General features: G+C 53.7%; 20 protein-coding genes. 13 read left to right on the top strand and 7 right to left on the bottom strand.

Annotated features, from left to right (window positions below; translation table 11 throughout):
• Positions 1-209 precede the first annotated feature (209 nt).
• Positions 210-2,165 (bottom strand): acetate--CoA ligase, encoded by a 1,956-nt coding sequence (gene acs, locus GIW48_RS18850; RefSeq protein WP_056861684.1) that lies wholly within the window; start codon positions 2,163-2,165, stop codon positions 210-212.
• Positions 2,166-2,562: 397 nt separating this feature from the next.
• Between acs and GIW48_RS18845 the strand changes: the two genes are divergently transcribed.
• From GIW48_RS18845 to GIW48_RS18820, 6 genes are all read left to right on the top strand, one after another.
• Complete coding sequence (locus tag GIW48_RS18845) at positions 2,563-2,832, top strand: DUF2790 domain-containing protein (RefSeq protein ID WP_017138434.1); 270 nt, start codon at positions 2,563-2,565, stop codon at positions 2,830-2,832.
• Between the two features lie 577 nt (positions 2,833-3,409).
• On the top strand, positions 3,410-4,660 hold the full coding sequence (locus tag GIW48_RS18840) for a ribonucleotide-diphosphate reductase subunit beta (RefSeq protein WP_017134657.1): 1,251 nt from the start codon (positions 3,410-3,412) through the stop codon (positions 4,658-4,660).
• Positions 4,661-4,848: 188 nt separating this feature from the next.
• Positions 4,849-8,355, top strand: coding sequence for an AAA domain-containing protein (locus GIW48_RS18835; protein WP_236462135.1), 3,507 nt, complete (start codon positions 4,849-4,851; stop codon positions 8,353-8,355).
• Complete coding sequence (locus GIW48_RS18830; protein ID WP_236486579.1) at positions 8,352-10,091, top strand: TrmB family transcriptional regulator; 1,740 nt, start codon at positions 8,352-8,354, stop codon at positions 10,089-10,091. The genes GIW48_RS18835 and GIW48_RS18830 overlap by 4 nt, the downstream gene beginning before the upstream one ends.
• A 537-nt stretch (positions 10,092-10,628) precedes the next feature.
• Positions 10,629-11,153, top strand: a complete 525-nt coding sequence (locus tag GIW48_RS18825) for a BRO-N domain-containing protein (protein ID WP_236463090.1) — start codon at positions 10,629-10,631, stop codon at positions 11,151-11,153.
• A gap of 272 nt (positions 11,154-11,425) precedes the next feature.
• Positions 11,426-12,070, top strand: coding sequence for an HAD-IB family hydrolase (locus tag GIW48_RS18820; protein ID WP_236472962.1), 645 nt, complete (start codon positions 11,426-11,428; stop codon positions 12,068-12,070).
• A gap of 126 nt (positions 12,071-12,196) precedes the next feature.
• Here GIW48_RS18820 and vapC read toward each other — a convergent pair whose 3' ends face one another.
• The 3 genes from vapC to GIW48_RS18805 all read right to left on the bottom strand — a co-directional run bounded on the left by vapC (position 12,197) and on the right by GIW48_RS18805 (position 14,070).
• Positions 12,197-12,595 (bottom strand): type II toxin-antitoxin system tRNA(fMet)-specific endonuclease VapC, encoded by a 399-nt coding sequence (gene vapC, locus GIW48_RS18815; RefSeq protein ID WP_017134653.1) that lies wholly within the window; start codon positions 12,593-12,595, stop codon positions 12,197-12,199.
• Positions 12,595-12,825: a type II toxin-antitoxin system VapB family antitoxin gene (gene vapB, locus GIW48_RS18810; protein ID WP_017134652.1), complete on the bottom strand. Its 231-nt coding sequence runs from the start codon at positions 12,823-12,825 to the stop codon at positions 12,595-12,597. Before vapB ends, vapC begins: the two co-directional genes overlap by 1 nt.
• A 285-nt stretch (positions 12,826-13,110) precedes the next feature.
• A complete protein-coding gene (locus tag GIW48_RS18805) occupies positions 13,111-14,070 on the bottom strand; it encodes a LysR family transcriptional regulator (protein ID WP_169985061.1) in 960 nt (319 codons plus the stop codon).
• A 193-nt stretch (positions 14,071-14,263) separates the two neighbouring features.
• Between GIW48_RS18805 and argH the strand changes: the two genes are divergently transcribed.
• From argH to GIW48_RS18770, 7 genes are all read left to right on the top strand, one after another.
• Complete coding sequence (gene argH, locus GIW48_RS18800) at positions 14,264-15,691, top strand: argininosuccinate lyase (protein ID WP_236463017.1); 1,428 nt, start codon at positions 14,264-14,266, stop codon at positions 15,689-15,691.
• Between the two features lie 158 nt (positions 15,692-15,849).
• Positions 15,850-16,728 carry an amino acid ABC transporter permease gene (locus tag GIW48_RS18795; RefSeq protein ID WP_105695533.1) on the top strand — a complete coding sequence of 293 codons (879 nt, stop codon included), beginning with the start codon at positions 15,850-15,852 and terminating at the stop codon, positions 16,726-16,728.
• Positions 16,729-16,752: 24 nt separating this feature from the next.
• Entirely contained in the window at positions 16,753-17,517 is a 765-nt protein-coding gene (locus tag GIW48_RS18790) for an amino acid ABC transporter ATP-binding protein (RefSeq protein ID WP_017134648.1), read from the top strand.
• Positions 17,518-17,542: 25 nt separating this feature from the next.
• A complete protein-coding gene (locus GIW48_RS18785) occupies positions 17,543-18,364 on the top strand; it encodes an ABC transporter substrate-binding protein (RefSeq protein WP_170039808.1) in 822 nt (273 codons plus the stop codon).
• A gap of 204 nt (positions 18,365-18,568) precedes the next feature.
• On the top strand, positions 18,569-19,744 hold the full coding sequence (locus GIW48_RS18780) for an MFS transporter (protein WP_236462828.1): 1,176 nt from the start codon (positions 18,569-18,571) through the stop codon (positions 19,742-19,744).
• A gap of 155 nt (positions 19,745-19,899) precedes the next feature.
• Positions 19,900-20,847: a hypothetical protein gene (locus tag GIW48_RS18775; RefSeq protein ID WP_236462825.1), complete on the top strand. Its 948-nt coding sequence runs from the start codon at positions 19,900-19,902 to the stop codon at positions 20,845-20,847.
• Between the two features lie 105 nt (positions 20,848-20,952).
• Positions 20,953-21,333, top strand: coding sequence for a hypothetical protein (locus GIW48_RS18770; RefSeq protein WP_017137866.1), 381 nt, complete (start codon positions 20,953-20,955; stop codon positions 21,331-21,333).
• Here GIW48_RS18770 and GIW48_RS18765 read toward each other — a convergent pair.
• From GIW48_RS18765 to GIW48_RS18755, 3 genes are all read right to left on the bottom strand, one after another.
• Entirely contained in the window at positions 21,263-21,820 is a 558-nt protein-coding gene (locus GIW48_RS18765; RefSeq protein WP_170039804.1) for an AAA family ATPase, read from the bottom strand. The two genes, GIW48_RS18770 and GIW48_RS18765, sit on opposite strands and share 71 nt — an antisense overlap.
• A 58-nt stretch (positions 21,821-21,878) precedes the next feature.
• Positions 21,879-23,393, bottom strand: coding sequence for an amidase family protein (locus GIW48_RS18760; protein WP_170039802.1), 1,515 nt, complete (start codon positions 23,391-23,393; stop codon positions 21,879-21,881).
• Positions 23,394-23,518: 125 nt separating this feature from the next.
• Positions 23,519-24,223, bottom strand: coding sequence for a hypothetical protein (locus GIW48_RS18755; RefSeq protein WP_026013766.1), 705 nt, complete (start codon positions 24,221-24,223; stop codon positions 23,519-23,521).
• Positions 24,224-24,251: the final 28 nt, after the last annotated feature.

Genomic DNA, 24,251 nt, shown 5'->3' with positions numbered 1-24,251 from the left:
ACTCCGGCCATGAAACACATTCCAAATGTGGGAACTGGCTTGCCTGCGATAGCGGCCTGTCAGCTAACCCACCTGTGCCTGATACGCCCTCATCGCGGGCAAGCCAGCTCCCACAGTGATCCGGTTTCGCCAGTGCTATCGAAATCAAACCCCACAAAAAAGCCCCACCCGGCTCACGCCGAATGGGGCTTTATCTGACCCGGCCCGCCTTACGCGACGTTCATGGTCTTGTGCGTCTCAATCAAATGCGCCACCACACCTGGGTCGGCCAGGGTGGAGATATCCCCCAACCCGTCATACTCAGCCGTAGCAATCTTGCGCAGAATCCGGCGCATGATTTTCCCCGAACGCGTTTTCGGCAAGCCAGGCGCCCACTGGATCACATCCGGCGAGGCAATCGGCCCGATCTCTTTGCGCACCCAGTTTTTCAGCTCCAGGCGCAGCGCTTCGTTAGGCTCTTCGCCATTCTTGAGCGTGACATACACATAGATGCCCTGCCCCTTGATGTCATGCGGTACACCCACCACCGCCGCTTCGGCGACTTTAGGATGCGCAACCATCGCGCTTTCAATCTCGGCGGTGCCCATGCGGTGGCCGGACACGTTCAACACGTCGTCCACACGCCCAGTGATCCACCAGTAGCCGTCTTCATCGCGACGCGCACCGTCGCCGGTGAAATACATGCCACGGAAGGTCTTGAAGTAAGTGTCGACAAAACGGTCATGGTCGCCATACAGCGTGCGCGCCTGGCCCGGCCATGAATCGAGGATCACCAGGTTGCCTTCGGCAGCGCCCTCGATGATGTTACCGAGGTTGTCCACCAGCGCCGGCACCACACCAAAGAACGGGCGTGCCGCCGAGCCCGGCTTGAGCGCGTGGGCACCCGGCAGCGGGCTCATCAGGGTGGCGCCGGTTTCGGTCTGCCACCAGGTATCGACAATCGGGCAACGGGATTGGCCGACATTCTTGTAGTACCAATCCCAGGCTTCCGGGTTGATCGGCTCACCCACCGACCCGAGCAGACGCAGGCTGCTGCCATCCACACCTTCGCAGGCAGCAGTGCCCGAGGCCATCATCGCGCGGATCGCGGTCGGCGCGGTGTAGAGGATATTGACCTTGTGCTTGTCGACGATCTTGCCCACCCGCGTGATATCCGGGTAGTTCGGCACGCCCTCAAACAACAGCGTGGTCGCGCCATTGGCCAACGGGCCGTAGACGATATAGGTGTGACCGGTGACCCAACCCACGTCGGCGGTGCACCAATAGATTTCGCCTGGGCGGTAGTCGAACACACGCTCGTGAGTCAGGGCTGCGTACAACAAGTAGCCGCCAGTGGTGTGCTGCACGCCTTTAGGCTTGCCGGTGGAGCCCGAGGTGTAAAGGATGAACAGCGCTTCTTCGGCGCCCATCTCCTTAGGCGCGCACACAGTGCCCGCCACTTTCATCAGGTCTTCGTACCAGATGTCGCGATGCTGGTTCCACTTGATGTTGCCATTGGTGCGCTTGCACACAATGACTTTCTGGATGCTGCTGGTTTCCGGGTTGGTCAGCGCGTCGTCGACGTTGGCCTTCAGCGGAATTTTCTTACCGGCGCGAATGCCTTCGTCGGCGGTGATCACCACCTTCGACTTACAGTCGATAATGCGACCGGCCAGGGCTTCCGGTGAAAAACCGCCAAACACCACGGAGTGAATCGCACCGATGCGGGTACAGGCCAACATGGCGACCACGGCTTCGGGGATCATCGGCATATAGATAGTCACCACGTCGCCGCGATGCACATCCTGGCCGCGCAGGGCGTTGGCGAACTTGCAGACTTCTTCATGCAGCTCGCGGTAGGTGATGGTGCGGCTTTCGGAAGGGTCATCGCCCTCCCAGATGATCGCAGCCTGATCACCACGCTCGGCGAGGTGGCGGTCCAGGCAGTTGTAGGAAACGTTGAGGGTGCCGTCGGCAAACCATTTGATGTCGACATGGTGGTCGTCGAAAGAGGTCTGCTTGACCGCAGTGAAAGGCTTGACCCAGTCAAGGCGCTTGGCTTGCTCGCGCCAGAAGCCATCGGGGTTGACCACCGACTGCTGGTACATGGCCTTGTAGGTCGCCTCGTCGGTCAGCGTGTTGGCTGCTACTTCGGGGCGAACGGGGTACAGGGAAGCCGCACTCATCTTTCTTACCTCGGTGACAATAGTTGTTTTTGTATGCCCTGTTGTAGCCGGGGCGCCCCCATAGAACCATTCGACGATGGTAGTAACAAGCCCCTACAAAATGCCCTGCTATGCCCTTTCAGGGCTCTGGCCCAAGGCCTGCGCGGCTTTGGCGCCTGATGAAAAAACCTTTACCACGGGATTGTTACAAAAACCGCCAATAGTGTTTATCAAAAGCACGGGTATATGAATAAAACCCACAGGCCTAAAATCAACTCCGCCAACAAGGCAACGTGATTAACACCGTAACAGCCCCCACGAAGGCAACGTTAATCCGAACTTCCCAACTCTTAAGTTACACACGCGGCCTCATAAGGGCCCCGTGACCCCTTTCGCCCTGAAGAAGGTAAATACAGTAATGAAAGCTCTCGTAGTTATGGCCCTCAGCAGCTTGTGCGCCACCGCCGCCCTGGCCGATGAGGCCCCGACCGAGCTGGCCGGCCAGAACGCCCCGATTGTTGAAGATTACACCTACAGCACACACTTGGATGTGGCCAAAGTATTGTCCATGAGCAACATCCCTGATGTCTGCAACGTTGTACCGGTACAAATGGAATATGAAGACTCGCAAGGTCAGCGTCATATTCTTAATTATCAAGTGATGGGCAATGGTTGCTCTAACGGGTAATAACTTTTTCAGTAAGATTTAAACCCGGATCTTGGTCGCCGCAAGAAATCGTTCTTGCGGCCAAGGACCGCCCTCTGGCCCACCGCCACCCCAATGTGGGAGCTGGCTTGCCTGCGATGGCGATCCCAGCCAAACACATCCCCTACAGCCCTCCTCAATTCCCCCTCCCACAGCCCTACAAAAACTATCCCACCGCCCGTCAAAAAATTCCTACCCCAGCAAAGCCTTGCAAACACACGCTCTGGCCGAAAACCACAGCATTTTGGCCCTCCATCGTGACCATCGGCCGCAACACAAAGCCGATTTTTTCCCTATAATGCGCGGGTAAATCGGGCCTGCAATATCCCTTTACACTAGGATGAAGAGCCAGACCTGAGGCCTTCGCGCAAGCACGCACCTGTCGCTGCGCACCTCAAGCCTCAAGCAGAACCCGTAACCCTATTCCGTTTATTTGCCTGCGCGAGCTGTTGCAACAAACGATTCCTTAAGATCCACCGCGGCCTCAGGGCCGTGTGAACACCCAACCATCCGGTTTCACACGGGCACCTTTGAGCCCTCACGCAGGAGACGACACGTCATGCTGAGCTGGGACGAATTCGACAAAGAAGAAGAAGGCGAAGTAGCCGCCAAAGGCGCCAACGCCGGCCACGCCACCGAAGCCAACATGGACCGCCTCGACGGTGCCGGCGCTGCCGCCGCCATCGAAGCCCGCGCCGTCACCGCCAATGACTCCGCCGCCATCGTGCGCGCCAAGGCCGCCTTGGACAAACTCGACGTCGCCGAAGGCCTCGCCGAGCTGGAAGGCTCCGCCGCCCGCGTCGCCGTTGACGAAAAGCGCATGATCAACTGCCGCGCCGACCTCAACCAACTCGTGCCGTTCAAGTACGACTGGGCCTGGCAAAAGTACCTCGACGGCTGCGCCAACCACTGGATGCCGCAAGAGGTCAACATGACCGCCGACATCGCCCTGTGGAAAAACCCCGAAGGCCTCACCGACGACGAACGCCGCATCGTCATGCGCAACCTCGGCTTCTTCTCCACTGCCGATTCGTTGGTCGCGAACAACCTGGTGCTGGCCGTGTACCGCCTGATCACCAACCCGGAGTGCCGCCAGTACATCCTGCGCCAGGCCTTCGAAGAAGCGATCCACACCCACGCCTACCAATACTGCATCGAATCGCTGGCCATGGATGAAGGCGAGATCTTCAACATGTACCACGAGATCCCATCGGTCGCCAAAAAGGCAGCCTGGGGCCTCAAATACACCCGTTCGATCTCCGATCCGAAATTCGAAACCGGCACCGTCGAAACCGACAAAGAACTGCTGCGCAACCTGGTCGCCTACTACTGCGTCCTGGAAGGCATCTTCTTCTACTGCGGCTTCACCCAGATCCTGTCCATGGGCCGTCGCAATAAAATGACCGGCGTGGCGGAACAGTTCCAGTACATCCTGCGCGACGAGTCGATGCACCTGAACTTCGGTATCGATGTGATCAACCAGATCAAAATCGAAAACCCACATTTGTGGGATGCCGAGATGAAGGAAGAAGCGACCCAGATGATTTTGCAGGGGACGCAGCTGGAGATTGAGTACGCGCGGGATACCATGCCGCGTGGGGTGTTGGGCATGAATGCGGCGATGATGGAGGATTATCTGAAGTTCATCGCTAACCGTCGGTTGTCGCAGATTGGGTTGAAGGAAGAGTATCCGGGGACCACGAATCCGTTCCCTTGGATGAGCGAGATTATGGACTTGAAGAAAGAGAAGAATTTCTTTGAGACTCGGGTTATTGAGTATCAGACGGGTGGGGCGTTGAGCTGGGATTAATCAATTAACGGTTTTATAAAAACCCGAATAATTCGGGTTTTTTTACGCCGGCAAACTCCAAATACTTTTCATCACACCAAATCCTACTTCATCAAAGCAGTACGTATTGATGATAGCTCAAGGCCATGCTATAAGGACTTAGGCGTGAAATATATGCGTCTTTTGTATCCCACCAGCATGGAAAGCATATGGCTAGCACACTCACACTTCCAAAGAAAAAATCCTCTTTTCTAAAAAGTTATTTTCTAAATACCGGCTTCGTCCAAAAAGCAGATAAAAGAAAAGGCATACCGAAAATAAAAGATGGTACGGATATTGACGGAAACTATGTAATTATAAAAATCTGGGATAGAGACAAAAGCGCCGACGACTCAGACCTGCGGGAAATTTGGCGCAACGAATTACGCCAACTTCATAGACTTGCAGGCTATCCGGGGGCCTCGGAATATATTTCAGAGCTGAAAGAAACATTTGAAGATGAATCAGCATTTTACATCGTAATTAGCCCTGGACAGAAAACTTTTTTAGCCAAACATCTAAACAATACCCAAAACGCCCCCCCTAACGAGCAAGACAGAATAATATTCTGGGCAAATATAAAAAGAGCAGCCCTAGGAATTAATATACTGCACTCTCAAGGTATGCTACATCGCAAGGTTGACGAGTGGGCCATACTTACAGAAAGTCATCTCAACCAAGAAGATTTCGAGCTAACAGGGTTTGAGTGGTCGATGCGGTTAAGCTCTAGAACCTCTCAAGTAAGCGAATCCGGTGTATCCTACTCTTTTATTGACGACTGGAAAGGCCTTGGGAGAATAGCAGCCAAAGGTTTAAATTTAAATTTGCAACGAATATCGGATCACAGCCTCTCACATTCAGACGTTTCAGGAGCAGTAACAACAGAAGAAATTGTTCTAATAAGAGAGCTTCTTCAGGTAAAGCCCTCTCCAAAAATCAGTCAAGAAGATATCGAAAAAAGTATAAACGAAATTGAAGGACGGCTACTCTCCCGCCAAAATAGTGGAAATCAAAAACTCAAGATCGCATTTTCACTCGGTGAAAATGGGAAGCTATCACATATAATCAAAAAAGTATCAAACAATAAGATTGAGTCAGATGCGATTGAAGATCAGCTACTCTTTCTTGAAAATGATCTCTACTCACCGACATTGATTATTTCTGACAACGGAAATGCCTTTATCGTCGGAGAGCAATTAACGTACTTTATAAAAGATTACGAATCTCCGTCAGATAGATCAAGATCAAACTGGTCTATTGCCTATTGCGAAAAGGCAGAGCAACAACGACCAATAATAAAAGAAAGCACACAGACAACAGCCATCGGGACAAATAGCTTAGAGTTCCTTAGCCTAGCCAAAGCTAGACGAGAATATGCGAAGCCCAGAGCCAGAATAAACACATGGCGACCACTCATACAGCGGCCAAAACGCAAAGGATTAAAAACCGAACAAACAAGTCACGTACAAGAGTTCTGGCTTATACAAATCATAGATTATCTTTTCTCAATAATCGATTGTCACCCCATACAGATAACTAGTTCGACATCTACTGAAGATGACAACATCATAATAACTGTGTCTTCAAGGGCAGACGATCGAATTGAGGCACTCACAAAATTCCTCGATATAAAAGACACGCCAGCGTCTAGGCTATCGGACATTTTAAATAGTGAGGAAAAAAGTTCAGCATGGTTAATTGCCGATTCGCTATTCCTCGGAAAAAATCGACGCAACGATACAAACTGGCATTTTGTAAACGAAGTAAAATCTGACTCATATTCGTTCTCTGGAGACTCTTCGATTCCAAAAGACGGTGATTACTATTTGGTATCCTCGGAGCAAAAGGGGAACCTTACACAATTCATGCGCCGGGCTAAATCGTTGAAAGCACTTGCTGAACACGATGAGCTGCTCCAAATGTTAATCAATCCGAGGGGAAAAATAAAAAATAGTCACGATGATATTTTTGACGACTCGTTCTATCAGAGTCTAGATACATCGAAGCAACAAGCATTGAAAAAATTAATTTCAACTGTACCTCTCTTCTTAGTGCAAGGCCCACCAGGCGTTGGGAAGACAAAGCTAATTAAAGAACTCGTAAGACGTCGGCATTTCGAAGAACCTACGGATCGCTTCCTACTAACTGCGCAGAGTAACAGCGCCACAAATCATTTATTAGAACAAGTTAAAGAACTATTCCTAACAACTGAAAAACCGCTAATTATACGATGTGGCAAAAATGATACCGAGGATGGAATACCTGACCTTAAAAAAGAGTCTGCAGACATTCTAATAAAACTGGCGTCTAGTCAAATCTTTAGCAAAGCTTCTACCCATATTCAAGAAAAAATAATCTCACTTAAATCACAGTACCAATCTGCCAACTCCTCTACAGCCACAGATATCCCAAGACATACTGCGGCAACAAGAACCTTTGAAGGACTACTATTAAGATCTGCAAATTTTGTATTTGCAACTACTAACTCTTCCGAATTAGAGCGTTTGATTGAAGAAAGAGCGCAATTTGACTGGACCATTATTGAGGAGGCTGGAAAGGCTACCGGAGGAGAGCTAGTATCCCCATTACTACTATCATACCGACGCCTAATGATTGGTGATCACAAGCAACTCCCCCCATTCAACTCGGAAAAAACAAGAGCAATATTGCTCAACAGTAATTCCCTTAAAGAAGCGCTAACGCTCGCACGTCCACTTATAAGTTCAGAGCTGCTAGATAACACTGCAAACGACCTTTTCAACATACCAGAGGCAACGCAGGAAACTGACATTGATGAGACAGTAAACTTCCCAGAAGTCTGTAGAAAAAGTATTGGCAAGCTATTTTTATTTGAACAACTTATAGAAGACGAACTTGAATTTCAACGTGACAACCCGAACTCAAAAAATAAAATCGCATCTCCACTGTACATCCAACACCGCATGCACCCCGCTATAGCAGAAATAGTTTCGCAGTGCTTTTACAACGGAGACTTAGAGACTTCACCGGAGAGAATCCGGCATTGTGCCAACACTCCTCCTTTAACAAATTTCCACAAACCCTCGACTACTCCTCAGCCGCCAATCATTTGGATTGATATGCCTTGGCTGCAAACGACCTTGGGTAAAAAAATTGGTGAGAACACACCTCGATATACAAACGAAGACGAAATGGATGCGGTTCAAATAGTCTTAGAAAATCTTCATAACGCGAAAGAGCAAAAGGAATCAATTGCTATCCTTTCACCCTACAGGAGACAAGTTAAAAAAATAAGTGATCACTTAGAGTCACAGCCAGAATTAATGAAACATCTATCTGATAACTTTTTGATATCTGGAACTAGCTCACCTTGCTTTACCGTAGATTCATTCCAAGGAAATGAAGCGGATATAGTTATTATTTCTCTTGTTCGAAACAATAGCGCACCAACCATAAAGTCTTCTCTAGGTTTTTTAACCGACACAAGACGAACCAACGTACTTTTAAGCAGAGCTAGAAACAGACTTATTATTATTGGAAGCATAGACTTTTTAGAATCCAGCTTATCTCAGGCTCGCAGTGAGGATGACAAAGACAAAGTAGAGTCCATTCAAAAACTTCTTACTTTAATTCGCACAGACGAAAAGAAAAATATTGCAATCATCAAATATGAGACTATCCAGGGATGGAAAATATGAAAGCAGTAAAAGTTGCGGTGCCATCTATAAAAAACAGATCTAGAATCTATTATGACAAAGGTCGTCAATGGAGTGAGCTAGAACATCTAATATTGGAATCTCTATCGCACAATGATTATACCGCGACTGAACTAGAGAAAGCCTCCTGTATCCCAAAGAGCATAATAATTGAATGCTTATCTAGGCTGATGAGAGCAGGATGGATAGAGATCACAAGCTCCCATCCCACGATTAAATTTTCTGCTACATTGCCTGGCCGAATTGCTGCCGACCGAACAGATCTCCCAAACTCAGTAATAAGATTAAACAAAAATATAAACTTTATTATTGATGAAATTTCTGGCACAACATTTAAAAATCACGAAATCCAATTCTATGACCACAACCGAATCAAAAATCTGAACAACGTGGTAAAACTTAACAAACCTATAAACCCACCACCTTACAACCCAGATGAACTAGCCTCACTATTCCTCCATGATGACGAAAAAATAGTTGGAATTGATGGAATAATAAGTCGTCCTTTTAGTGGATATGCCGTTTTCACCGTGATCAATGAAAAAATTGAAAACCAACCATCTTCTATGCCCAAAGAATTGGAAGTTAGCATTCTAACCGCAGCAAGACATGTTAGACAATTCCCTGATAGCCATGACACCATAGAACCAACTTTTACGCCCCCGAAGAAAAACACCCAAAATTCCTTCAATATTAACGAATCGGATATCGATATCTTATTAGGCGCAGAAAGCCACAAGAATTATCTCACACATATTCTTGAAAAGTCGATTTCTAGGATCTTCATCCATTCAACCTTTATACGTGAGCAGTGCTTCGATATATTACTTCCATTGTTCCGATCTGCATCCGCTCGCGGTGTAAAAATTTTTATTTATTGGGGACAAGAAGAGAGCGACGACTCCACAACCTTGAAATCGGTCACCGAAATACGCAGGACTCTAGAAACAGAAAAATTAAATCAGTCTATTTATATCTCTCCTCGCTCTACAGGATCTCATTCAAAACTAATAATCTCTGACTCGGGTCCCGATGGAACTTTTGTATCCGCCGTTGGTTCGTGCAACTGGCTTTCATCTCCTTTTAACAGCTTCGAAGGTACGACGTTAATAAATGATGCAACCATAAACAACCATCTAACTAATATTTTCATTCGGCTTATCACCCAAAATCACTGGAACGCAAATACAAACGAGCTTCTCCGAGCCGCATCGGAAATGCAGACATATACGACAATAGATGCAAAACCTCAAAATTCAAAAGTAACAATTTTGACCGGTTCGCAACATGCCGATATGATCCTAAACATCCGCGACAACGTAGAGTCTGAACTTTTAATAACAAGCAACAAACTAAGCGCAGCGTCCAAACCGACAATAATCGCCCCATTATCCGCCTCAATACAAAACAATCCGAATATAAAAATAAATTTATTATATGGAATGAACAGCGGAGGTTTTACTAAACGGGAAATTAGAGAACTAGGCACAAACCTAAGTGCTATGGGTCTTAATCTCAGCGCGGTAAATAGACCAGGCCTCCATGCAAAAATCATAGCCTGGGATTATAACAATTTAATCGTTTCTAGTTTGAACTGGCTTTCAACCACTGAAATTCATCCTGACTCGCTACACGAAGTTGGCGTTTATATCGAGAGCAGAGATATAGGAACAAAAGCACAAAGCGTTATATTAGACTATCAAAGCTCATTAAAATAAACTATTTATTGCGACTGTACCGCCCGAGAGCACACTCTAGAACTTAAAATCGCAGTATTATTTTAAAAACCTTATTCATATATTGTCGACTGGAGAAGCCATAGATTCTGTGGCTTCTCTATTTAAGCAGGAAAACTTTAGGTTCGCGAGTGAGGGAATTTCCTTAAAAATTAATTTAACCAATTTAGGGGCTTGACCCACAGAGATCCCCTCTTTACCCTCTCAACTCGGCGCCTAAGAAACGCCTCAACCAGAGCGGTTCTCCGCACCCGACAGCCATGCGGCTTTTTTTCGCCAGCGGTTTCTCTACGCCTGTGAAAAAATCCCCGTTATGTCGGGAGTGGGCGAATACAAGACCCGAAAGGGGAATATGTCCGGCCCGTCTCTGGTGGGTTTCTTAGCTCCCGACACCCATAACGCCTGCCCTAAGAAAGCAACCAGAGGTAACGGAAATGCCTGGATACTTTGCATCATCTGCGAAGGTCATTCGCAGTACCCGCACCATTTCTCCAACACCCTCCAATCCGGAGGTGTGCCATGTATGAACCTACCGTCTTCACCCGCCAAAACCTGCAAATGCATGCCCTGCTGCTGGAGAACCAACCATGGTTCTGTGCTCGCGACCTTGGTCGCCTGATGGGGCTTTATCTGGCTGAGCGAATGGTGAGCAAGCTCGATGAGGATCAGCGGCAGACACTGGATATCTGCTATCACGGTCAGCCTGAGAACATGCTGATGATCAGCGAATCCGGCGTATATGCATTGCTGGTGTACCACTACTCACCAGGGCATCGCCTGTTGCGTGAATGGTTGACCCATCAAGTGGTGCCGACATTACGTGACAAGCATCAACCACGATCTACAGACCGCCCGATGCTGAGCTTGCTGGATTGGCCCGAAATGTCGTTGAGCCTTCTGCATTGGCAGGATGAAGGCTGGATTCGGTTACGTGATATGCCATATCTATTGCTCAACAGGACTCGCCGACGGGCGTCACCGAGCAAGACTTGGTTTCAAAAGATGGCAGAGTTTTTCCAGCCATCAGGCCATTCCACACGCTGAAATCCCGAAGATATCCCGTCCGGGCCAACGCTCGGACGGATCACCAACACACATTTCCCAATCCGCGCTGTAACAATGCCGGATGCCTCACGACGTTCATTCCTATGCCCGACCGGGTAAACTCCCTTGATCATAGCCAGTAAAAGCACAAGATCACTATCTGGCTGATCTGAACTGTATAGCCGTTATCCGCCTGAACCCATGCAGTGGGCACCAGTCACACGGTTATGAGAACCGCTTCAAACGATCAAGGACCACCCGTGAACCCAGACATGCTCGAAGCCGGCCCCATCGACGCCAAAGTACTCTCCGTCTTTGACTTCGACGGCACCCTCACCCACCACGACAGTTTCGTGCCCTTCCTCAAATTCGCCTTTGGCCCCGGCGAGTTTTACGGCCGGATGGTCAAACTCGTCGTGCCGGGGCTGCGTTTTTTGCTGCAGCAAATCAGCCGGGATGAGTTGAAGGCGCAGTTGATCCGCACCTTTATGACGGGCGTGGAGAAGGCGTGGGTGCAGCAGCAGGCTGAGGCGTATTGTCAGCGCTATTGGACCAAGTTGATGCGCCCCAAGGGCTTGCAGTCGGTGGAAGATGAGGTGAAGTCCGGGGCGGTGGTGACGCTGTGTTCGGCGTCGCCGGCGTTGGTGTTGCAGCCGTTTGCGAATCGGCTGGGCATCAAGTTGATTGGCACTGAGCTTGAGGTGGTCGACGGCGTGTTGACGGGCAAGCTCACGGGGAATAATTGCCGTTGTGAGAACAAGGTGCTGCGGCTTGAGGCGGTGTATGGGGATTTGGGCGAGTATCGGCTACGGGCCTGGGGCGATACGCGTGGGGATCGGGAGTTGTTGGCGGCGGCGCAGGATGCGCATTTTCGGCATTTTCATTCGAAGAAGAAGCGCGCCAAGTTGCAGCGGTGATGCGGGTGGGTGGGGTCGGCGGGTGGACCGAGGCGATCCTATCGCTGCCTCGCTGGGGCTCGAGAGCTCCCACAGGTTGATCGGCGTCAGGCTGGACGCACTTAGCATGGGTGCCAAGAGGTCAGCTCACACCCAATCTTCTACCCGCAATCCTGGCACGCGGTCGAACTCGCGTCGATTATTCGTGACCAAAATCAGACCCTGCGAACGGGCATGCCCGGCGATCATCTGGTCATAGGGACCTATCGGAGTACCCGCTCTAGCCAGCTCTGCGCGAAGCTGCCCAGTATGTATCGCGGCGTCTTGGTCGTATTTTAAAACCTCCAGGCGCGCAGCAAACCCTTCTACGTCGGCGAGGTTTCGCTCCGGGTTAGCTGATTTTTCAGCACCGTAAATCAACTCCATCAGGGTCACTGTACTAATACCCAGTTGGCCATGGTGCCTTTTGAAGGTTTCACGCACCTGTTGGGGTTTGTTTTTGATGGTGAAGATGCAAATGTTGGTATCTAGCATGAACTTGAGCATTAAAAAGATTCCCGCTCTTGTTCCGCTGGTTGCTCGCGGTCGGTCATGAAGTCAGGCGTGACCCCCTCGCCATCAAACCAGCTGTCCCATGACTCACCGGCTGGGGTGATGATTCTGGCTCTTCCGATAGAGATAACATCTACGCGCTTTACATCGTCCGGCATGGCAGCAGCTTTTGGCAAACGTACCGCTTGGCTGCGGTTGCTTTGGAATACAGAACCTTGGTCCATGATGGCCTACCTCTAGTGATCGTTTAATATCGCAACGCTACACCACAGCCTGGATATGTCAACGGGATATACATTTCGTTACGGGTCGAACCGCTGGTCATACCCTGCATTCACGAAAACACCAAAGAGCATTTGAATTTGATAAAAAATTCACTCTTCGCGCCAAAAACGTTAATGGCTTACTGAGAGGTGATGCAGGTAAATGGGTTTGGCAGGTTGACCGAGTCGATCCGTTCGCTGCCTCGCTGGGGCTCGAGAGCTCCCACATTTGAACATTGTTGAGGCTTAGGCCGGCGTCTTCAGGTCCACGCCCAGCGCTGTTGCAAAGGCTTTCACCATCGGGCTTCTCGGCGCGTTGTGGCGCAGGATCAGGTTGAACGCGGTGCTCAGGTGAACCTGTTCCGGGCACAGTGCGCGCAGGCGCCCGTCCCTTATCAATGGCGCGGCGTAGTGTTCCGGCAAAAAGCCTAAGAAGCGCCCGGTGAGGATCAGGATGGCGACGGCTTCCACCTGTGAGGCCGAGGCAGACTGACTGTCGTAGGTGACGAAGTTGGCTTTGTCGCGATGGATCGCGTACCGGTGGTTGACCACTTCGTATTGGCGCAGCACGTCTGGGGTGATGTCACTCGCGTTGAACAGCGGGTGTCCTACGGCGCAGTAAGCGTGGGCTTTTTCTTCGTAGAGGGGGAAGTAGTCGAATTCTTCACGGCGCTGGTACACCGGCACGATACCGACGATCAGCCGCCCTTCCACCACGCCGCGTTCAACTTCGTCGAGTTGCGAGGCATGTAGGCGCAATCTAATTTTTGGCGATTCGCTGTGTAGTTTCCCTAACGCGGTAATTAGCGGCGAATTAACGTCGGACACGGTGTTATCAATTACACCGACACTAAGGTCACCAATAAGCTCGTTTTGCGCCGAACTAAGCTTGTCGCGAAAACTGTCCACCGAGGTAAATAGCTCGATGGATGCTTGATACACCAACTTGCCTTCTTCGGTCAGGCCAAAGCCTTCCCTGCCCCGTGTACACAGGCGCATGCCGATGCGAATTTCAAGGTCGGAGATCTGTTTGCTGATGGCCGCCAGGCCCACATTCAGCTCGTTTTGCGCGGCACTGAAGCCGCCGGCTTCGACCACGGCCATGAACACGCGCAGCAGTTTGAAGTCCAGCCCGCTCAGTTGCAGCGGCGGTCGTGTGCCGGGTTTTGGCGGCATGTTTCCAGAAGTGGAAAGTGGGGTTTCCATAATACGCGTTGACCTCAAGTGCCATATTCAACAGGCTTCAACCCAATCCTTGAACATAGCCAGGCGGCGATAATGAACATAAACATCCGCCCTTGGCAACCTTGAATACGGCGCGTCAGACGCTGGTTCAGTCTAGTTGAAATCTTATTTTTACTGCCTCCGACTCTTCTAAAAACAAGCGTGAGGAATACCGATGTCCCAGCCCACCGACCGCCTTTGGGGCGCGCGTTTCAAGACCGGCCCGTCTGCTGCTTTGGCCGCGTTGTCGCGTTGCCCTGAGCGCTATTTCCGCCTGACGCCCTACGACCTCGCTGGTTCGCGTGCCCATGCCCGTGAGTTGCAGCGCGCCGGTTTGCTGGATGAGTCGGAGACCTTGCGTACCCTTGAGGCCCTGGACCGTATCGGTGACGATTTCGCCGCCGGGCGCCTGCATCCGACCCTGGATGACGAGGACGTACACACCTTTATCGAACGCGTATTGACCGAGCGCCTGGGCGCCTTGGGCGGCAAGTTGCGCGCCGGGCGTTCGCGTAACGATCAAACGGCCAATGACCTGCGCCTTTTCCTGCGCGACCATGCGCGCACCATCACCACCGAGGTGTTGGGTTTGCAGCAGGCGCTGGTGGAGCAGGCTGAGCAGCACGTCGACAGCATTTGCCCGGGCTTTACCCATTTGCAGCAGGCGCAACCGATTGTGTTTGCCCATCACTTGCTCGCCCATGCGCAGTCGATGCTGCGTGATGTGCAACGGTTGGTGGATTGGGATGCGCGCACGGCGTTGTCGCCGTTGGGTGCGGCGGCAATGGCCGGTTCCGCAATTGCGCGCCAGCCCGAACATTCGGCCAAGGAAATGGGTTACACCGGGCCGTGCGAAAACTCCATTGATGCCGTGGCCAGCCGTGACCATGTGGCGGAGTTTCTGTTTGTGGCGGGCATGCTCGGGGTGAATATTTCGCGGCTGTCGGAGGAGTTTTGCCTGTGGTCGTCGCGCCAGTTTCGCTGGGTGGTGCTGGACGATGCCTACGCCACCGGCAGCTCGATCATGCCGCAGAAAAAGAACCCGGACATTGCCGAACTGGCGCGGGGCAAGGCTGGGCGTTTGATTGGCAACCTGACCGGGTTGATGTCGACGCTTAAATCCTTGCCGCTGTCGTACAACCGCGATTTGAGTGAAGACAAACACAGCGTGTTGGACAGCGTCGACACCTTGCTGCTGGTGCTGCCGGCGATGGCCGGGATGGTGGCGACCATGAAGGTGCAGGTCGAGGAGCTGCGACGTCAGGCGCCGATGGGCTTCACCTTGGCGACCGAGGTGGCGGATTGGTTGGCCACCCGTGGCGTGCCGTTTAAAGAGGCGCATGAGATTACCGGCGCGTTGGTGCAGGCCTGTGAGCAGCATGAGATTGAGTTGTGGGAAGCCTCGCCGGCGATGTTGGCGCAGGTGGATGCGCGGCTGCTGCCTGAAGTGCGTGAGTGCCTGACCCTGGAGGCCGCGATTGCGGCGCGCAGTGGCTGGGGTGGGACGGCGCCGGAGCGGGTGCGGGAGCAGATTGGGCGGTTGAAGGTGGCGTTGGCGGCTCAGCAAAAATGGGCTGAGAGTTACACCGGATTCCGAATCTGATCGTTCCCACGCTCTGCGTGGGAATGCCGCCCAGGACGCTCCGCGTCCCGTTGCATGGCTCCAATTCTGCGCAATGGTGACGCGGAGCGTCACGGGATGCATTCCCACGCAGAGCGTGGGAACGATCGTGCAACACCTATATTTTTTGGAGTAGCACCATGAACCAAACCCCGGCGGAGCGCTTGGAAGCCGAGCGCAAGTTGTCCGAGAACCAGTTCGATATCACGCAGTACGAGCATGTGCCGCGGCGGTATTACGGGCGGATGTTTTTTGCCACGTTGATCGTGATCGCATTGGCCGCGCTGTTGCGCGCATTTGCCAATGGCCAGATCGAATGGTCCTACATCGGCCAGTTCCTCACGTCTGAGGCCATCCTCTGGGGGCTGGTGAATACCATTGTCATGTCGATTTTGGCGATGGCGCTGGGTGTGGTGATCGGGGTGATCACAGCGATCATGCGCATGTCGGCCAACCCGATCCTGCGTTATGTGGCCATCACTTACACCTGGCTGTTCCGCGGTACGCCGCTGATTTTGCAGTTGCTGCTGTGGTTCAACCTGGCGCTGATTTTCCCGGTGATCGCGATTCCCGGCGTGTTCAGCATCGACACCGTCGACCTGATGACGCCGTTCGTGGCCGCCCTGCTTGGCCTGAGCATCAACCAGGGCGCGTACACCGCCGAAGTGGTGCGCGCCGGTTTGCTCTCGGTCGACACGGGCCAGTATGAAGCCGCCAAATCCATCGGTATGCCGAGCCTGCAAGCATTGCGTAGGGTGATTCTGCCGCAGGCCATGCGTGTAATCATTCCACCGGTAGGCAACGAGTTCATCAGCATGGTGAAAATGACCAGCCTGGCGAGTGTGATCCAGTACTCGGAGCTGCTGCACAACGCGCAAAACATCTACTACGCCAACGCGCGGGTCATGGAGCTGCTGATTGTGGCCGGCATCTGGTACCTGGCGGTGGTGACTGTTCTTTCATTTGGTCAGAGCCGCCTCGAGCGTCGTTTTGCCCGCGGCGCCGGCAAGCGTTCGTAAGTTTGGGTTGAGGAGATTTGCCCCATGAGAAGCATCGTCAAGGCCGTCAACCTGAACAAGTATTACGACCAGTATCACGCGCTGCGCGACATCAATATCGAGGTCGAGCAAGGCGAAGTGATGTGCATCATCGGCCCGTCCGGCTCGGGTAAAAGCACCCTGCTGCGTTGCGTCAACCAGTTGGAAAAAATCGACAAGGGCGGCCTGTGGGTCGACGGCGAGCTGGTCGGCTACCGGGTGGTCGGCAACAAGCTGCATGAGATGAATGAATCGCAGATTGCCCGCCAGCGCCTGGCCACCGGCATGGTGTTCCAGCGTTTCAATTTGTTCCCGCATATGACCGTGTTGCAGAACATCATCGAAGGCCCGGTGCAGGTGCTCAAGCGCTCGCCCAAGGAAGCCATCGAAGATGCGCTGGAGTTGCTGGCCCGCGTGGGTCTGGCGGACAAGCGCAATGCATACCCGGTGGAATTGTCCGGCGGCCAGCAACAACGTGTGGCTATTGCTCGCGCCTTGGCGATGCGCCCCAAGTTGATGTTATTCGACGAACCCACGTCAGCCCTCGACCCGGAGCTTGTGGGAGAAGTGCTGTCGGTGATGCGTGATTTGGCCACCACCGGCATGACCATGATCGTGGTCACCCATGAGTTGGGCTTCGCCCGCGAAGTCTCCAACCGCATGGTGTTTATGGACGCTGGCCAGATTGTGGAAGCCGGCAGCCCCGAAGAAATTCTAATAAGCCCACAAAACCCGCGTACCCAAAGCTTTATTTCTGCCGTTCGCACTTAACTAAAAAACTAACGAGAACGCCCCCATGAAAAAATTGTTTATCCCCACGTTGCTCGCAGGCCTGATGGCCTCCACCTGTGTATTCGCGGCATTGCCGGCAGCAATCAAGGAAAAAGGCGAGATCAGCGCGGCCATCGTGCCGAACTACCCGCCGATGGATTTCAAGGACACCGCCACCAATAAACTCACCGGCCTGGACTTTGACCTGGGCAATGCCCTGGCTGAGCGCCTGGGTGTGAAGATCAAATGGCAGGAAACCGGCTTCGAGCAGATGCTCAGCGGCCTGACCACCAAGCGCGTCGACATTGTGCTGTCGGGCATGAGCGACACCGCCGAACGCCAAAAGGCCGTGACCTTCATCGACTACTTCACCAGTGGCCCGCAGCTGTACACCCTGGCCAAGCGTGAAGACCTTCAGGCATTGACTGACCTGTGCGGTAAAAAAGTCGGCACAAGCCGCCGTACCACCTGGCCGTCGGAGATTGCCGCATGGAGCAAGGAAAACTGCGAAGCGGCCGGTAAGCCAGCCATTGTGGTGATCGGCACCGAAGGCTCGGCAGATGCGCGCGCGCAGTTGCAGCAGAACCGTCTGGATGCGGCGATGCAGGGCAGCGAGACCATTCCTTATCTGATGGCGCTGGACAAGGGTAAGTACAAGCCGGTGGGCCTGGCGATTTCCAAGCAGTTTACGGGGCTGGGGATTGAGAAGAGCAACACTGAGCTGGTGACGGCGATCAGTGAAGCGCTGCAGGGCATGATTGAGGATGGCACCTACGGCAAGATCCTCAAGAAGTGGGATCTGGAGCAGGGTGCGGTGGAAAAAATCAGCATCAATGCCGGCCAATAAACACAGGATCTAAAAATGTGGGAGCTGGCTTGCCTGCGATAGCGGTGGGCCAGTAAGAAATATTCAAGCTGACCCACCGCTATCGCAGGCAAGCCAGCTCCCACATTAGCTCTGTGTTCACATTGGTTCTGTGTTCACATTGGCTTTGTTTTCACACTTTATCTGTGTTGTCTTGAAGCAATAACAAGGACGCTCGCCCCCACCGTGGCCACCTATTCCCTGGTAATTCGCCGCCTGATGATCTGCTCGGTGACCATCGTGGTCAGCCGCGCCATGACCAGCCCATTGCTGGCCTTGCTCTTGAGTACCCGACTGGGCCTCAACCAGCAGGACATCGGCCTGTTGATGGGCATTGCCGTGTTTATCGCCACGTTGCTGGGCCTGTATGGCGGCTACATCATCGACCGCCTGGAAAAGCGCAAGCTGCTGATCCTGGCCATGCTCTCCAGCTCCATCGGTTTTCTATTGCTGACGTTTGCCAGCAACCTCTATCTCACCACCCTGACCCTGGTCATTACCGAAGCCGCCTCGGCACTGTTCCTGATTGGCTCCAAAGCCATCATCAGCGAGAACCTGCCGGTGGGTGATCGCGCCAAGGTGTTTTCCCTGCGTTACACCCTGACCAACGTTGGCTACGCCACTGGGCCGATGATCGGTGTAGTGATTGCCGGGCATATGCAACTGGCGCCGTTCTTGATCGCCAGCGCCATTGCGTTTGGCAGCCTGTTCCTGATGATCGGCATCCCACCGACCCAACGCGATGACAGCCACAAACCCTTGAGCTTCCTCAGCACGCTGCGCACCTTGCGCAGTGACCGCACACTGATCCTGTTCACCAGTGGCAGCCTGTTGAGCACCATTGTCCACGGGCGCTACACCCTGTATCTGTCGCAGTTTTTGCTGGTGGCCTACAAACCCGCCGAGGCGCTGAAGATTCTGTCGGCAGTGCTGGCCTGCAACGCCATTACGGTGATTGTGATGCAGTACCAGATTGGCCGGTTTCTCAAGCGCGAACAGTTGCGTTACTGGATCGTGCTGGGCACGTTGCTGTTCATAGCCGGGCTGGTCGGTTTCAGCCAGGCTCACAGTCTGCTCACGTGGTGCCTGGCGATGTTCGTGTTTACCCTGGGCGAGATGATCATTTACCCGTCGGAATTCCTGTTTATCGACACCATCGCCCCCGACGCATTGCGCGGCAGTTATTACGGCGCACAAAACCTGGCGGCGTTTGGCGGAGCGATGAGCCCGGTTATTTGCGGCTATTTGCTGATCAACGCTGCACCGACCAGCATGTTCTATGCGTTGGGTGCACTGACTGCGATGGGCGGCACTTTGTGTTTCTTGAGCGGCCGCCGTGTAGCTGGCGCACCGCTTATCTAAGGTGGGAGCTGGCTTGCCTGCGATAGCGGTGTGTCAGGTTAGGATGTTCAAACTGGCACGGCGCTATCGCAGGCAAGCCAGCTCCCACATTTTGCTCTCCGTAATATCTGGTATTTGCGTAGTATCCAGCCATTCATCTCACGGACCCGAGCCCCATGAAATTCGACACGGCCTACAGCCTGAGTCTCGACGACAAGCTGTCGATCTACGACGTTCGAGACCTGAATTTCGACGAAACCGCCGACTTCGACTCCGACAAGGACAGCTTCCTGTGCCCCAACGATGAATGCCGCGCGGCGTTCGAAACGGGCAATACGCTGAGCACGTTCAACGCGAAAAACGTCAATTATCAGCGCACGCCCCACTTCAAGAACAAGACCAGCACCCGGCATATCGACGGCTGCCGCTATGCCAGCACGCACAAGTCTGCAACGGGTGAAAGCGACGACGAGCGCGAGGACAACTTCCCATCCGAATTTGTACTGACGCGGCGTCAATACGAGCGCAACACTGCGCTTGTCGGCAGCGAGGGAAGCGCCCCACAAGATTCGGCGAAGGCGCCTTCGACAAGTACCCGTTCATCCCACATCAGCAGCGACACAACCCCGGACAAAACCAGCGTCTTCGCACACCCGGTCGAGTGCTATGTGTCGAATATCGACGACAAGGACAAGCTCAAGTCCATGCCGCTGAAGGTGGGTGAGCACACCGCGACCTACTGGACGTTTTTCAAGAAGATCGAATACCTGCAAGACAACAAAGGCCTGATCTACTGGGGCAAGATCAAAGCGATCAAGGATTACACCAGCAGCTTTCGCATCGACTTCGAAAAAAAGGTGTGGCTCGACAAAAAGCCCTACTCGGTGAACGTCTACCTGAGTAAAAAACTCATCGAAAACTACCGCAAGCGCACCGCATTCCTGGAGCAGATCAAGGCGGCAGCGAGCAGCGAACGGGCCTTGTATTGCTTCTTTTACGGCGTGACGCCGGAGCTCAAACAGGTGCCGAGCAAGAAGAACCCCGAGCAGACATTCGGGGTGTTCAGCGCCAATATCGAGAACCTGGACCACTTAATCATTCGCGAGGCACCGGGGTTGGAGTAATGGCTCGCTTGGCAGCCATCAAAAAATCCAGTTGATGAACGGCGCAAACAACTGTACAAAAACACAGTATAGTTTGCCTTCCCCCGTCGAACCTGGAGAAACCCCATGTCCTCTCTGGCAATGAGCTCTTTCGTAGAACAGCAGATCGTCCTGCACCAATTTACCGCCAAACACAGCGCACAGGCCCGCGTGATGCTGGGCTGGAGTCGTGAAGACCTGGCCCGCCAGGCCGGGCTGGCGGTGGAGGTGGTTCAGCGTTTTGAAAGCCTGGGTGAGGTGGAGGATGAAGCTCGGTTAGCCCTCGCGTTCCGGCTGGAGGCTGAAGGCCTGGTGTTTTTTCCAGGGTTTGCCCCGGGCTGGGGGATGAGCGCACGCAAGTTTGCAGCCGCCCCTGCCGAGCTCGCGGCACCTGGCCTCATCTCGCGGTTGATGGGCTCAGCAGCGGCATCAAATGACTCACCAACGCCTCAGCCGAATGGTGCGTAGAGTCCAACCGAAGCACCGGGCAGGTCAGCGGTTTCAACCAGCTTTCATGCCGACGCAGGCTGCGTAGGCTGTGGTTGCCGCCGTCGTAACGGGCGGCCCAGGCCAGGAATGCGATGCTGTTGGCGTGGCGGCTGCCGCCCTCCAGGATCTGTTCGCCGTAGCGTTGCACTTCGCGCAGTTGCAAGCGGTGCAGGCGCACATGTGGGTCCAACCGCAGGAACACTACATGGGTGAACTGCGCGATCATCGCATCGCCCCAGCCGCACAGTGAGCCGGACAGTACCCAGCCCTCAAGGCCGGCACTCTGTTCCTGCAACAGGCGGATGCGTTCATCCTTGGGCCGGGCGACCGTGAAAGGCTCTGACGTTTGTTGCCAGTAGAAATAGTCAGAGTCGAAATAGGCGACGCCCAAGCGTTTGGCCAGAGCCTGGCCCAAGGTCGAGGTACCGGCACCTGCAGCGCCGATAATGTGTATTTTGTAGGCCATGCTTGCTCTCCATGGCTTTGAGTGTAATACGCGAGATTTGCAGCACGCAGCGCGTCATTTAAAGCTCGGGTTTTACACCGGCTTGGGCCGCCTGCTCGTACCCATAAGCCACTGCCAGCAAGGTGGGTTCCGACCAGCGAGTACCGAAGAAGTAGGCACTGGTAGGCAGGCCGTCCTCACTCGTCCCAGAAGGTACGGTGACCCCTGGGTAACCTGCTGCGGCAACCCCGAAGTAACTGTTGGTATCGTAGTCCGACACTATGGCATGCAGGTTTTTCTCCTTGATCGGGTCATCCACGCTGCTGCGAAAATCCTGGATAAGCGCGTCCCACAGCGTTTTGCGTTGCTGCGGTGTGAGAGTGGCTGCGTTGACCTTCTTGAGTACAGATTGGTGATCCGTCTCAGTACCATCACGGGTTTCATTGAATGTTATCAACTCGGCCAATGATGTGACCGGCAGGCCCGGACGCTTGGCCAAGTAGGCATTCAGTTCTTCCCTTACATCCGAGAGCAACAGTTCGTCGTAGCGTGAAGCATCTGCCAGCCGCAGGTTGATCGGTAACAACGTAGCGCCTTGCTCACGAAGTACTTGCAGTGTCTTGCTAAATTGCGGGCTGTTGTCCACCGGCAAACTTTCACCGTTGAACGTAAAGGTCGCGGGATAACCGATACGCTTGCCCTTCAACGCGCCTGGCACCAGCAGTTTGGTGTAGTCGATGCCTTGAGGGGCGCCCAGGCTTTCGGGATCGCCAGGGTCACTGCCGGACATGGCATTGAGCATCAACGCAACGTCATACACCGAACGAGCCATGGGGCCGGGTGTGTCTTGTCGGCGGCTGGCGGGAATAATCCCGTTGCGATCCAACAAGCCAACGCTGGGTTTGAGCCCCACCACACCATTGAGCGCCGCCGGTACGATGATCGAACCATTGGTTTCTGCACCGACCGCCAGGGGTGCCAGCCCGGCCGCTATCGCTGCGGCAGACCCCGAACTGGAGCCACCGACGTCGGCACCCGCACGGTGAGGGTTAAGGGTTTGCCCTCCCCGACTACTCCAGCCATCGGGGCCACCGCGAAAGCCGGCCAGTTCGCTCATGTTGGTTTTACCCAGGATCACCACCCCTTGCTGGATGAGGTAATCGACAAGAGCAGCATTCTTGCCGGCAGCCGCCCCCACAAGACCAAACGCACCTGCACTGGTTTGCATGCCAGTCGTTTCGATGGTGTCCTTGAGCAAAATGGGTACGCCATGCAACGGGCCGCGCACCTTGCCACTGGCGCGTTCACGGTCCAGTTCGCGCGCGACCTCGAGTGCCTCAGGGTTGAGTTCGATGACGGAGCACAGTTGAGGGTCCAGCGTGCGAATACGCTCTTGCAGGAAGTTCACCAGATCAACCGCCGTAAGCCCGTGCGGCCGAGCCATTTGTTCGCCCAGCTCGCGAACGCTTGCGTATGCAGTCTCTGGCGCCACGGGCTTTGCAGCCATTGGCGTTTCTACTACAGGCGAGGTCTGCGCCGGCAAGGTTTGCGCAGCCTGGCGGATCATCGAATAGATGCCGTAAGCAACCGTCATAAAGGTCTCTCCTGAGTTCAGAATTCATGCGGGATCAAGTCCGCCATTCTAAAAACCCCAGGTGTTAAAGACCCTCAGGCAGTCTCTGCTCACATCGTAGGAGGGTTCAGCACTTCCTGTAGTTGTTACGAGTTCTTTGACGCGCAGGCGCTGACCTGGCGATAGGCATGCAACAACAGCGGCAATGCATCACGCGACCATTGTGCGCCGTAAAACCACAGTTTCGCCCCATCTCCCAACGGTTCGCAAAGCGACGGATAGCCGCTGATGCAGGCACGATGAAACGCCACGCTCTCGCTGCCAGAAACCAGCGCATCCAGGCGATGCGCGGTCATGAGGTCGTCGATTTCATTGCTTTGCAGGGAAAATTGCAGGCTGCTGTCTTCACGACGCGCGTCCACTGGCACCAAGTGCGCACCGGCCTGGCGCAGAAGGTCGAAGGCTGCACACAAGGCTTCGCTGTGTTCGACGGCCTCGCGATGACCGCCTTGCACATAGCGGTCAGCGAACCCGATACGCCAACCCGATAGCATCTGTGAAGCGGTGAAGCTGGTGTTGTTCAGTACCAGGGGGACTTCCACCATGACCGGCCCAGTAGGGTCGATACCGCTTAAAGCTGCGAGTGATAACGCGGGATCCCGCGCAGGTCTTGCCGGTAGGGCCGGCGCGTTGTAGCCAGGAATGGGCGCCGCGCCAACCACTTGCGCCGCGCCGAAGACGATACCTGCGCGGCTCAGATTCTCGGGTTTAGCATAAACGGACTCGGCCGCGGGCTCCACGCTGCCCGCCTCCTCCGTCACCGGCAAGGAAAGCCCTGGGCGACACGGCATCCCTGATCGCCAATGCTCCCTACAGTTT

The organism is Pseudomonas sp. PA-6-3C (genome assembly GCF_021605825.1).
Lineage (GTDB): Bacteria > Pseudomonadota > Gammaproteobacteria > Pseudomonadales > Pseudomonadaceae > Aquipseudomonas > Aquipseudomonas edaphica.
This window is presented reverse-complemented; position numbering and strand designations above follow the sequence as displayed.